This window comes from Anaerobiospirillum thomasii, assembly GCF_900445255.1.
Taxonomy (GTDB): domain Bacteria; phylum Pseudomonadota; class Gammaproteobacteria; order Enterobacterales; family Succinivibrionaceae; genus Anaerobiospirillum_A; species Anaerobiospirillum_A thomasii.
Genome location: NZ_UAPU01000005.1, coordinates 1,058,766 through 1,072,200, shown reverse-complemented (window position 1 = coordinate 1,072,200; position 13,435 = coordinate 1,058,766). Strand labels below are relative to the sequence as shown.

The 13,435-nt window shown below is 44.0% G+C and carries 7 protein-coding genes; 3 read left to right on the top strand and 4 right to left on the bottom strand.

Translation table 11 applies throughout. The annotated features are described in order from the left end of the window. Positions 1-3: 3 nt before the first annotated feature. Positions 4-1,647 (top strand): Na/Pi cotransporter family protein, encoded by a 1,644-nt coding sequence (locus DRZ93_RS04760; protein ID WP_113745974.1) that lies wholly within the window; start codon positions 4-6, stop codon positions 1,645-1,647. Between the two features lie 73 nt (positions 1,648-1,720). Here the strand turns inward: DRZ93_RS04760 and DRZ93_RS04755 are convergent, their stop codons facing one another. The 4 genes from DRZ93_RS04755 to DRZ93_RS13865 form a co-directional block, all read right to left on the bottom strand. Next, positions 1,721-2,227, bottom strand: a complete 507-nt coding sequence (locus tag DRZ93_RS04755) for a GNAT family N-acetyltransferase (RefSeq protein WP_113744998.1) — start codon at positions 2,225-2,227, stop codon at positions 1,721-1,723. A gap of 119 nt (positions 2,228-2,346) precedes the next feature. After that, on the bottom strand, positions 2,347-5,568 hold the full coding sequence (gene carB, locus DRZ93_RS04750) for a carbamoyl-phosphate synthase large subunit (protein WP_113744997.1): 3,222 nt from the start codon (positions 5,566-5,568) through the stop codon (positions 2,347-2,349). Between the two features lie 14 nt (positions 5,569-5,582). Further along, a complete protein-coding gene (gene carA / locus DRZ93_RS04745; RefSeq protein ID WP_113745973.1) occupies positions 5,583-6,722 on the bottom strand; it encodes a glutamine-hydrolyzing carbamoyl-phosphate synthase small subunit in 1,140 nt (379 codons plus the stop codon). Between the two features lie 588 nt (positions 6,723-7,310). After that, positions 7,311-7,439, bottom strand: a complete 129-nt coding sequence (locus tag DRZ93_RS13865) for a hypothetical protein (protein ID WP_281268105.1) — start codon at positions 7,437-7,439, stop codon at positions 7,311-7,313. On the opposite strand from DRZ93_RS13865, the gene DRZ93_RS04740 reads away from it, so the two are divergent. Further along, on the top strand, positions 7,426-9,210 hold the full coding sequence (locus DRZ93_RS04740; protein ID WP_113745972.1) for an autotransporter assembly complex protein TamA: 1,785 nt from the start codon (positions 7,426-7,428) through the stop codon (positions 9,208-9,210). The genes DRZ93_RS13865 and DRZ93_RS04740 overlap by 14 nt on opposite strands. 2 nt (positions 9,211-9,212) lie before the next feature. After that, positions 9,213-13,427 carry a translocation/assembly module TamB domain-containing protein gene (locus DRZ93_RS04735; protein ID WP_113745971.1) on the top strand — a complete coding sequence of 1,405 codons (4,215 nt, stop codon included), beginning with the start codon at positions 9,213-9,215 and terminating at the stop codon, positions 13,425-13,427. Positions 13,428-13,435 lie beyond the last annotated feature (8 nt).

The following is a 13,435-nucleotide window of genomic DNA, read 5'->3' as shown; positions in this document are numbered from 1 at the left end:
GTTATGCTGACATTATTAAATCTTATATCAGGTGTAGCTATGCTCTCATGGGGCATCTACATGACAAAAAGCGGAATGCTAAGAACCTTTGGTGACAAGATTAATGTCTTTTTAAGCAAAAGCCTTACCTCAAGGCTGTGGATGTTAAACTCGATGTTCTCGGGCGTGGCTATTACCGCCCTGGTACAGAGTTCAAATGCCACAGCCATGCTTGTATCATCATTTTTATCCAAAAATCTTATTGCACTGACCCCATCTTTGGTGATTATGCTAGGTGCCAATGTGGGCTCAGCGCTTATGGCCAGAATCTTAACCTTTGATCTGTCCTTTTTATGTCCTGTACTTTTATCTGTTGGCATCTTTTTATTTCTGAGCCGCAGACAAAGTAAGGTGGGCAAGGCCGGCCGTATTTTAATCGGCCTTGGTATTATTCTTTTAGCCCTTGAGATAATAGTCAGCACCACAAGACCTATAGCGCAGTCTAATACTATGCAGCTAATTCTCTCATCACTTAGTGGTGAGTTTACCATCTGCATTATCTTTGGTGCGCTGTTGGCTATAATCTGCTATTCATCGCTTGCTGCTGTGATTTTAACATCTTCACTGTGTGCAGCGCAGTCACTTGATCTGCTCTCTGCCTTATTTTTGGTTATAGGCGCCAATCTTGGCAGCTGCGCACTGGAGATTTTAGGCTCGCTAAGTCAGGGAACAGGGGCTAAAAGAGTAATGCTTGGCAACTTTTTATTCAAAGCCACGCTGGCACTAATCTATATAGTATTGCTGCAAAGCAGTGATTTTTACAGACTTGATATGGATGAGTCGCAGGAGGTTATCTGGTTTCATGTAACCTTTAATTTAAGTGCACTGGCTCTGATGCTGCCGCTGTCATCACTGTATGCTAAAGCTCTGATGCATTTAATAGCAGATGTAAAGATTCAAAGTATTGATGAGACTGAGCCTGTGTATCTTGATACTGGTGCTCTTGGCAATGCACCTTTGGCTCGTATCAATGCCATAAAGGAGATTTTACGCCTGGGTGGTTTTTTACATGAAATGCTGCAGCTTTTTGAGCTGTCACTTACAGGCAAGACAGGGCATTCGCAGCGTATTGAGCAAAGGGCGCATGTCATTGAGATGTTATCTATAAAGGTAAGGCAGTATCTAAATGCCATAGATGATGGCGTGATGTCACATGATGAGGGCTATTATCAGACGGTGGGAGCTTTAATCTCATGCATACAGGGCAGCGATCTTATAAAAAGAATGCAGTCTGATGTGAGTTTTTTAAATCACAGCAGGGATCATAATTTCTCGGCCTATGCCCGATCGGATCTGATTAAGCTTTGTAAAAATGCCAATGAAAATCTGGCAGTTGCCTTAAATGCGCTGATGACTGGCTCTGATGAGTATGTATCACAGCTTATGCAGAGCAAGATAAAGTACAGAAAAATGACAGAGAAGTATACTATAAGGCAGATGAATGCTCAGACACAGGAAAGTGACGGGGCTGATATAAGTGCCATTGTGGTGGGTATTATAGGCGATCTGCGCCAGCTTAATGCCATATTCTGTGCCATAGGTAAAAAAAGCGGCGCCATGGCATCAGCCCCTGAGAGCGATACAGCTATGCTCTCAGATCTGTCATAACAGAGTGTAGTGAATCAACACTTAGCACACATAGTATAAAGGTGGTAGCAATAGCGCCTGTTTTGCGACTATACTATGGACAGTCAATGGTCATACTGTAGACATCCTGCACAAAGGTAAAATTGTTATCAAGACTTACAATATTCTCGCGCACCTTGTGCATGCCCACACGATGATAGAAGTTGGCGCTTTTATTGTGACTGCTGACATTAAGCTCAAGTATGACCTGCTCATTGTGATGCCGCTCTTTTATATAAGAGACAACCCTGTCAAACAGAGCACTGCCAAGGCCATTATTCTGTCTTGGCGCTGTAACATAGATTTTTGTCAGATGATAAAGCTCAGGCCCTTCTTGTGTGACACAGACAAAGCCCAGGCATACACCATCCTCTTTAGCCACAAAGGTACACTGCACGTCATCTTCAGATACTAAAGTGCTGCCCTGTGCATAATGCAGATCCTGCATGTAGTCAATCTCTTCGGTACTGTGCACATTATAGTAGTCGGCGCCAAGATTCTTCTGAGCTATAGCATCTATAGCCTCAAAATCGCTGTGCGTAGCTGTAACAATTTCTATCATAAACTCTCCTCTTTTTATAAACTTAGTTAAGTTTTGTAAAAAGAGCAATAAAAAAGGCCTGCTTTTAGAGTAATTTTGCTAGATCACTCAAAAACAGGCCCTTTTTTGATTAAAGAGTTTTAGTCTTTAATCATGGCATGTAATTCCTGCAATGAATGGACATTGTTGTATTCATTTTCAGAAACGGCCTCAAGGGCGGCAAAGGCTGCATTCATGGTGGTGCAGTAGGAAATATTGTACTGCAGGGCGCCACGGCGCAGAGCTCTTGAGTCAAGTACTGACTGACGACCTTCTGTGGTATTGATTACCCAGTCGTAGTTTTTGGACTTGATGCCATCTAAAATATTAGGACGGCCTTCATAGACCTTCTTGACAAGCTTAACCTCCAAACCTGCATCCTTTAGAGTCTTGTAGGTGCCGCCTGTGGCATCGAGGCTGAAGCCTGCCTCAATTAAGAGACGGCCAAGCTCTGGCAGACGGTGCTTGTCTGAATTTCTGATAGACAGCAGGGCGCGGCCTTTTCTTACCACAGGGCTTGAGGCTGCAAGCTGTGCCTTGGCAAAGGCCTCAGGGAAGAGCTTGGCTGTACCCATAACCTCACCTGTAGATCTCATCTCAGGGCCTAAAATAGGATCTGAGCCTGGGAATTTATGGAAAGGCATAACCACTTCTTTTACAGAGTAGTAAGGTGGGTTAATCTGTGAAGTTATACCCTGATCTTTAAGACTCTGACCTACCATGATACGGGCTGCAATCTTGGCAAGTGGCAGACCTGTGGCCTTGGATACAAATGGCACAGTACGGGCGGCACGAGGGTTAACCTCAATCAGGTAGATCTTATCCTCACGCACTGCAAGCTGCACATTCATAAGACCTTTAACATCAAGCTCGAGGGCCAGATCGCGGCTTAAATTGGCAATACGCTTTTGAATGTCGCGGGAGAGATGCCATGGTGGCAGAACGCAGGAGGCATCACCTGAGTGCACACCGCACTCCTCAACGTGCTCCATAATACCGCCTATTATCACATCCTTGCCGTCACAGACAGCATCGACGTCAATCTCTGTAGCCTGATCTAAAAACTTGTCTAAAAGCACAGGAGCCTTGTTTGAAACCTTGACAGCCTCATTGAAGTAGCGGCGCAGATCCTCCTCATCATACACAACTTCCATGGCACGGCCGCCAAGCACATATGATGGTCTTACAACTAAAGGATAGCCAATCTTGGAGGCAATAGCTACGGCCTGATTTAAAGAGGTAGCTGTGCCGTTTTCAGGCTGCAGCAACTGCAGCTTCTCTACAGCTTCCTGGAAACGCTGACGATCTTCGGCTCTGTCGATAGCATCAGGTGAAGTACCAATAATAGGTACACCTGCAGCCTCAAGATCGCGGGCCAGCTTGAGCGGAGTCTGGCCGCCAAACTGCACAATAACACCCACAGGCTTTTCAATGCGGGCAATCTCAAGCACATCCTCTAAGGTCACTGGCTCAAAGTACAGTCTGTCTGAGATATCATAGTCTGTTGATACAGTCTCAGGGTTGCAGTTGACCATAATGGTCTCATAGCCATCCTCGCGCAGAGCCATGGAGGCATGTACACAGCAGTAGTCAAATTCAATACCCTGACCAATACGGTTAGGACCGCCGCCTAACACAATAATCTTCTTTTTATCTGTAGGATTTGACTCACACTCCTGCTCATAGGTTGAGTACATATAGGCAGTTGAGGTGGCAAATTCTGCTGCACAGGTATCCACTCTCTTGTAGGTAGGGTAGATATCAAACAGCCAGCGGCGCTCGCGCACCTGCTCTTCAGATACATTTAAAAGCTCGCCAAGACGGGCATCTGAAAAGCCCTTGCTCTTGAGCTCCTGCATATAGGTGGCGTCAATGGCCTTTAGGGTCTTGCCGTCAAGTGACTTTTCAATATCGATAATATCTTTTATCTGTGTGAGGAACCATGGGTCAATAGCTGTGTAGTTGAAAACCTCCTCTACAGTCATACCCATGCGGAAGGCATCACCTAAATACCAGATACGGTGGGCGCCTGCATCCTCAAGTTCGTGCAGCACCTTGGTGCGGGCCTCTTTTGAGTTCATGTCAATGCGTGAATCAAAGCCGTTCTTGCCAGTCTCAAGTCCACGCAGAGCTTTTTGCAGTGACTCCTGGAAGGTGCGACCGATGGCCATAACCTCACCTACAGATTTCATCTGTGTAGTCAGACGGTCATTGGAATTTGGGAACTTCTCAAAGTTAAAGCGCGGTACCTTGGTGACTACATAGTCAATTGACGGCTCAAATGAGGCTGGTGTCTTGCCACTGGTAATATCATTGCCAAGCTCATCTAGGGTATAGCCTATGGCAAGTTTGGCTGCAATCTTGGCAATAGGGAAGCCTGTAGCCTTTGAGGCCAGGGCTGATGAGCGTGATACACGAGGGTTCATCTCAATGATAACCATACGGCCTGTCTTTGGACAGATACCAAACTGTACGTTGGAGCCGCCGGTTTCAACGCCAATCTCGCGCAGTACGGCCATAGCCGCATCACGCATGATCTGATATTCCTTGTCAGTTAATGTCTGAGCCGGAGCCACAGTAATGGAGTCGCCGGTGTGAATACCCATAGGATCGAGGTTTTCAATGGAGCAGACAATGATGCAGTTATCCTTTCTGTCACGCACCACTTCCATCTCAAACTCTTTCCAGCCAATAAGTGACTCGTCAATTAAAAGCTCGTGGGTAGGGGAGCTGTCAAGACCCTTCTGGCAGATAGCCTCAAACTCCTCAGGGTTGTAGGCAATACCGCCTCCGGTGCCGCCCATGGTAAAGGACGGTCTGATGATACAAGGGAAACCAACCTCGCTCTGTACTTCCCAGGCCTCGGCCAAAGAGTGGGCAATACCTGATTTTGGACAGGAGAGGCCTATTTTCTTCATGGCCTCGTCAAAGCGCTCACGGTTTTCAGCCTTGTCGATGGTGTCGGCATTGGCACCAATCATCTCGACATTGTATTTTTCAAGTACGCCGTGACGCTCTAAATCAAGAGCGCAGTTGAGAGCTGTCTGGCCGCCCATGGTAGGCAGTACGGCATCAGGACGCTCCTTTTCAATAATCTTCTCAACAACCTGCCAGTGTATAGGCTCGATATAGGTGGCATCTGCAATATTAGGATCGGTCATGATGGTGGCCGGATTTGAGTTTACAAGAATTACTCTGTAACCCTCTTCCTTGAGCGCACGACAGGCCTGGGTTCCTGAATAGTCAAATTCACAGGCCTGACCGATGACAATAGGGCCTGCACCAAGAATCAATATACTTTTAAGGTCAGTACGTTTTGGCATTTAATCAACCTGCTTTAGATATTTCTGTACTTGCACATTAAATCAATAAAGTGATCAAAGAGCATGCTGCTCTCATGAGGACCTGGGCTTGCCTCAGGATGTCCCTGGAAGCTAAAGGCCGGAGCATCGGTTCTTTCAATGCCCTGCAGTGAACCGTCAAACAATGAGACAAAGGTGACCTTGACATTGTCTGGCAGTGTATCCTTGTCCACACAGAAGCCGTGGTTCTGTGAGGTTATATACACAAGTGAGGTAGCCTCATCACGTACAGGATGGTTGGCACCGTGATGACCAAACTTCATCTTGATGGTTCTGGCACCTGATGCCAGGCCTAAAAGCTGATGGCCAAGGCAGATGCCAAACAGAGGAATCTTTTTGTCTAAAAACTCTTTTATAGCCTCGATGGCATAGGTACAAGGCTCAGGATCACCAGGACCGTTTGACAGGAAGATGCCATCTGGATTCATGGCAATAACCTCAGAGGCAGGAGTTGTTGCAGGTACCACAGTTATATTGCAGCCGCGGGAGGCGAGCATACGCAATATATTCTTCTTGATGCCAAAATCATAGGCCACAACGTTAAAGCGTCCCTGCTCAAGCTCACCATAACCTGTGCCTAACTGCCACTCAGTCTGTGTAAAGATGTATTTTTCCTTGGTGGTTACAACTTTGGCCAGATCCATGCCCTTTAGACCTTCAAAGGAGCGGGCCATTTCCACAGCCTTGGCTGCATCAATGCGCGGATCTGTTGTCAGACAGCCGTTCTGTGCACCTTTTTCACGTATGATGCGGGTCAGCATTCTGGTGTCAATACCGCAGATACCTGGTTTTTTATGCTTTTCTAAAAAATCGCTAAGAGAGTATTGAGATCTGAAATTGGAACTTACCATTGACAGGTCACGTACAATAAGACCCTGGGCGCATACGCCTGAAGATTCAAAATCTTCATCATTGGTACCGTAGTTGCCAATATGCGGATAGGTAAGAGTTACTAATTGTTTGGTATATGAAGGATCAGTTAATATTTCCTGATAGCCCGTCATGGATGTGTTAAAGACCACTTCGCCTATTTCGGTCACGCCCTTGGCGCCAAATGCTTTACCTTTAAAGACTGTGCCGTCAGCGAGTGCAAGGATTGCGGAAGTAATGACCACAAAGACCCCCAAATTAGATTGCTGATAGACTGACTTAGTCTCTTTTTACAGATGTAAAATTTGTATGCTAAGTCTTACATATTTTACATAAATGTTAATTTTTTTCAAGGTAAATGCGCTCTGTGGGCGCTTAATGATAAAAAAGCTGCGCTTATTAGACATACCTAGGAACTTGAGACCTTATTGTAACGTTAACTGTGTTAGGTGTTAAAAATTCCCTGGTTGCCTGGTGGTCGTCATAAATTTTATCAACTAAGGAGGCCTATGTCCTTGTACCGTAGCACCTTTATCAGAAGACCATGACCCTGCCCATTTGCCTTGCTCATCTTTTAAAGAGATGCTCACACTATCTCATTCATCTGAGCAATAATCTTCATAAGAGAAAGATAGGAGATCAGCATTAATCTTTTGTGTGATGTCAGTGTTTTTACAGATCACAGTAACTTTTGTCTTTTAAAAGAGTACAGGCAAAAAGATTTAAAGTGCTTTTTTAATGTGCACAGTTTTATAAAAACTGTTAATATACAAACTTATATTTATTAAAGAGAAACCTGCCTAAAACATACTTGTTTTTAAGATAGGATTTAATCAAAAACAGGCCTTTATTGTGTTGTCAAGAGCATCAGATGCTGCATTATTTTCTATAAGATGCAAAAGAGGATGGTTAAGATCATCTTTTGTGTCGCTCTTATGCCTTGTGTTTATGTTTTTTGCCACAGCCTGCTCTTCAAACAATGATCTTATTCAAAAGACAGAGCCCAGGGTAAAAGATCCTGTAACCTTCAGCATTGAGGGAGTAGAGGATGAGCTTTATACCAATGTACAGACCTCACTTGAGGCTCTGCCGCCCATATCTGTAAAAAGAGCCAGATTATTTGTCCGCGAGATAAGAGAAAATACCCGTCTTGCACTGCGTGCCCTTGGCTATTACAACCCTGTCATCAAGGTTGAGTTGCCGCAGGAGGCTTTAAGCCATGGCACAGCTTCTGGCAATAAAACCGATACAGTCGCTGCAAATGGCCTTAAAACCTATGAGGTTGTAGTCAGGATTGACAAGGGTAAACCGCTTTTTATCCGCGCTTATGATGTACAGATTATAGGTGAGGGCGCAAGATATAAAACCTTCAGACGCACCATAGAAAATGCAGGTATTGAGTCCTATACCATATTAAACCACGGTGAGTACGAGGATCTTAAAGAAAAGCTGCGCAATGATGCCATTACACTTGGCTTTTTTGATGCCAAAATCATCTCATCACGCATCATGGTCTACAAAGATCAGAATGTGGCAGATGTGGAGCTTATCTTTGACACTGGCGCACGCTACAAATTTGGCAAGATTGTGGCAGATGAGCAGACTAAAGAGCTTTTAAAGCCTGTTGAGACTTTAATGATATTAAATGAGGGCAAGAACTTTTCAACCCGTGTTATCAATGAGTACAGAAGCTCACTGTCTGATACCAATTACTATAAATCAATTGATATTACGCCTGATGTTGACAATGCAACTGCCGACAGACATGTGCCATTGAAGATTAATCTGCAGCGCAAAAGTAAAAATCTGATGCGCGTGGGCGCCGGTTTTTCAACCGATGAAGGTGCCCGTGCCCTGTTTGAGTGGGAAAAGCCGCTTTTAAACAGCAAAGGTCATCAGCTTAATATGACCAGTAAAATCTCAACTGTGACACAGGATGCCAATATTTTCTACAAGATCCCGCGTCGCAATCCAAATCTTGATTATTACTATATAAATGCCTCGCAGACGCATACAGACATCAATGATACAGTCTCGGACAGATCGCATTTAAGCTTTCACTATGTGGCCAAGCAGACAGGTGTATGGCGCCGCGACTATGCTCTTAAGGCAGAGTATGAGGATTATGAGCAGGGATCTGAGCTAGGGTATGGCTGGAATCTGATGCCGTCTTTTACTCTCTCACGCCGTGAGACCTCTGGCAATATAGATCCGCGCCGCGGATATTTTGTCTCCTTTGATATTGAAGGTGGCAGTGCACAGATTTCTGATTATACCTTTGTACGCTCTGTGCTTAATTTAAAGCGTATCTACTCGCCAACTCCGTCAACCCGCCTTATTTTAAGACTGCAGCAGGGTGTCCTTATGGGAGCTGATGCACGTACAGTGCCTCCTTCACTGCGTTTTTTTGCAGGCGGTGACAATTCCATACGCGGCTATGGCTATCTTGACAAGGCCCCTGTCAATAAAGGCGGCCTTAAAGGCGGACGCTACCTTAGCACTGCATCTTTTGAATATCAGTTTCCATTTGGTATAGCCAATTCCCGTCTGGCTGTCTTTACCGATGCCGGTACTGCAACTGATGATTACAGCTCTGATGACATTGTAGTAGGACCAGGTCTTGGCTATCGCTACATCTCACCATATGGTACCTTGCGCGTGGATGTAGGCGTGGGCATTGATAATGAGCCAAAAGATGTAAGACTGCACTTTGCCTTTGGTCCTGAGTTTTAATTATGCACGTAGTTATTAAAAAGAGAATAAAACAGTTTTTACTATATGGCCTGCTGCCATTGTTTGTGGTGCTGCTTCTTACCCTGTCGCTACTGCTCTATACCACAGCAGGTGCCCGCTTTGTACTGAGCAGAGCCTCAGGTGCGCTTGAGGGTGTGGTCAATATCTCTGCTACCATTACAGACGGCTCTATTGCCAGAGGGCTGATGCTTGATAAGGTACATGTCAATGTGCCTGATATTGTTTCAGTCAGTGCCGATTTTTTAAATATTAAAAGCTCAGGTCTTTATGATCTTCTAGCTCTTGGCACCTATTATGTAAAAGATCTGCACAGTAAAAATCTTAAAGTTGAGCTTTTGTTAAAAGACGATGGCAAAGAGGATAAGAGTGAAGATAAGACAGATACTTCCTCTGATGAAATCTTTATTTTAAAGTTTCCTGTAAAGATTTTTATTGAAAGACTGCGCGTTGATGATTTTGCCTATCTGTCTGATATTGTCGATGTGCATGTGGCTATGTTTGAGGGTAAGCTGCGCGCCTTTGACAGCTCAGCTCAGCTTATGGAAGGTCTTGGTGACAGTATCCTGGTGCATCTTAAAAATGATGAGACGGGGCATGATAAAAGCAGCTATGGCAAGAGTGAAAATAATAGCAATGACAAGATCGATGACAAGAACAATGCTGTTTTAGATACGAAAAATACAGATGAGCACAAGAGTGCCTCTAGTAGCAATAAAACAGAAGAGAGCAATATTGTAGCTGATAACAAGAGCTCTGCTATAAAAGACACTGCAGACAATATAACAGCTGATGAAAATACACAAAATAGCCAGAGTGCTTCAAATACAAAGGCTCAAAAGAGCGCTGATGGACAGATAGCAGATAAGAGCGATAATACTGACAAGGCGTTAGCATCAGATAAAGATAAGGTGCAAGCTGCATCTCAGGATGAAGCTCTGTCTTTAAAAGAGAGTGAGGATAAGGCATCTTTAAAAGATGCAGGGGATGTTAAACACTCAGATAGCTATCGTTTTTCAGGTCGCGATGGGGTTATTGAAAAGCTCTATACTGTGCATCTGCCTTTAAATGCATATATTGCCTCGCTTAAGGTTACCAATTCACGCTATTATCAGGATGGCTATGATACAGGTTTATTTGATGGAGAGTTGAGTGGCTCTTTTGAAGATACCCTGGTTAAGATCAGATATTTAAAGCTCAAGCATAAGCTTGGTGATGTAAATATCAAAGGCAGCATGCGCTTTGAAAATTACTACGATCTTGATTTTAGTGTAGAGGGTCAGGGCACTGTCAATGACTATACCCATGACAATTATGAAGGTTTATTATATGGCCTTAAAGGTTCTGGTACAGTTACAGGCTCCTTGAGTGATATTAACCTAAAGGCTGAGCTTTTAAATCCTGATAAGACAGCAGTTGATATAAGATTTAATGCTCTGTCAGATGATCTGGCACTAAATGCCGATGTTGTAAGCGCAGCCTTTGCCTGGCCATTGCTTACAGATACGCCAAAAGCCAGCGGCACCAGGCTGCTTTTGCACACCAGAGGCTCTTTGATCAACGGACTTGATACCAAATTTGGCGGTATTATCTCAGGCTATGGCCTTAAGGATTTCAAGGTAGATTTAAATTCTTTAATACGCATTGGCGATATGGATATTAAAGCTTTGAATCTAAAGGGTCTGTATGAGGGATCTATGGTAGATGCCACCTACAGGGGGCATTTAAACTACAGCACAGTCTTTGGGCTTGACGGTACTGTGTCATTGAATGTAAGTGATGGGTCTTTTATAGATAAAAATCTAAAAGGACCTTTGTCATTGTCCTCAAATCTTAGTGCCTATCTTGATAACAATGATGTTCTAAACTCAAATCTTGATGTTAAAGGACTGCGCGCCAGTGCCCATTTAAATGGAGTTGATGCTCTGCTGCAGGGACAGAATATAAAAGGCTCTGTAAGATCGGGCATCAATATAGAGGAGCTTAGCTTCTTACAAAAGAACAATGCAGTGCATATAAAAGGCGTTGTCGGGGATAACTCTGATCTGCATGGTACTGTAAATCTTTACAATCTTACACTTTTGCATCCATCATTGAGCGGAGATGCTGCAGGCACACTAAAAGTTACAGGTGCGCTTGATGATCTTGATATCAATCTTAATGCCAGATCATACAGAGTAAAGTTTGATGACATGATTTTAGATGATATCAATGTCAACAGCTTTTTAAAAACCAAGGATATGTCCTTTGGTCTGACAGGCCTTATCTCATCGCTGCGTCCTGGAGTTGATCTTGAGGATTTAAAGCAGTGTGTGCTTGATGTGCATGGAGCTTTAGCTGATCACTCTGTCAATTTTATCTGTGCTGGCAACAATACACTGTATCTTGACTATGACGGCGCTCTAGATAAGGACGCTGCTGTGTATACAGGCTCTATAGGCGAGCTTATTTTAAACAATATAAGAGGCATTTCCCTCTCGCTGCAAGAAGAGATCCCTCTTGAGTATAATTTTAATAAAAAATCAGGTGAGATTGGCTCTTTTGAGCTGCGCGGTAATGTAGGTAGTCTTTTTGTATCTGATACTAAATTTGGTCAGAATCTTTTTACCTCAAATATAGATTTAAAAGAGCTTAATCTTAAGTATTTAAGATTGTTTATGCCAAAGAGCTATGATCTAAAGGGCAGTGTCAATGCCAGGGCCGCAATTGATATCAAAGATGGCAGGGTCAAGGCCAAAGGCTTTATCAATGCCAACAACTCATTGTTTATAGCACCGTCAGTCTTTGTGCCTTTTGAAAAACTAATACTTGATTTTGATGGCAGTGACAACAGCATTGGCGCCAGGCTTGAATTTGCTATGCGCCGCAATCTTGGCAACGGTCTTGTCAATGTCAAAGTAAGTGATATAAAAAAGAGCAGAAAGTTATCTGGCAGTATTGATATAGACAGGCTTGATTTAAAACTAATAAGTCAGGTAGGACAGATTTTCAATGATATTGAAGGTCAGGTGCAAAGCTCTGGGAGCATAGGCGGTACTCTTGATAAGCCTCTTTTTTATGGTGATATCAAGGTTGCAGGCAAGGCTGAGCCTCGCTATGATATTGGTCAGATTGAAGATTTTGCCCTGTTGCTCAAAGGCCTTGGCAGCTCTGCCAATATAGGCGGTTTTATCAATTTAAACGGTGAAAAACTCAATATTGACGGTCAGCTTGACTGGCAAGACGAAGCACAGGGGCAGATGGCCTTTAAAGCTAAAAATCTGCCGGCCTTTTTAGCAGGCTATGGTGCCGCCATTGCTGATATTGATATTGCAGCCTCACTGACACAGAGTGTTGATGTCAAGGGCAGTGTGCATATTCCAAAGGCACAGCTTACAGTCAAAGGTCTGTCCTCAAGCTCTATAGGTGTGTCAAAAGATGAGATAGTTATAGGCTCACATGGCACACAGGCTCTAAAGCCAAAGGCCAAGGCTCCGCTTGAGAGTGCCATCAATCTTGATGTGACCTTAGGTGATGATGTGCAGTTGAGCGCCATGGGGCTTAATGCTCTGGTGGCAGGAGCTGTCAATGTTTCCAAACAAAAAGATAGCGCTGATTTTACCGGCAGTGGTAAAATTTCACTTAAAGATGGCGAGATTGAGCTTTATGGTCATCACTTCCATGTGGTTAAGGCCGATACCATATTCAACGGCAATATAACCAATCCTGCTCTTGATTTTGAGGTTATTGCCAACTCTGATGAGCTTGAGGATGATGTGGAGGTTGGCATCAAGGTGTCAGGCAGCGCGCTTGAGCCTGATATAGACTTGTTCTCACGTCCTGCCATGTCTGAAAATGAGATACTCTCATATATACTCTACGGCCACGGTCTTGAAAAATCATCGGCCACACAGGATGCCAACAACGGAGCACTGCTTTTAGGTCTGGGACTTAGCTCCACTACAAGTCTTGTCAACTCCATTGTCGGAGTACTTGGTTTTCAGGATGTACAGGTTGGAGCCTCAGGCTCTGGAGATGAGGCACAGGTCTCAGTACAGGGCTATCTGACCAAAAAGATTAGAATTTCCTACGGCTATGGTATATATAATGCAGTAGGGGAATTTAAAGTACGCTATGAGCTGGTGCGTAAACTCTATGCTGAATTTGTCTCCTCTGTAGATCAGGCTGTCGACTTAATCTACAGTTTTGAATTTAATTAGGATTTGTC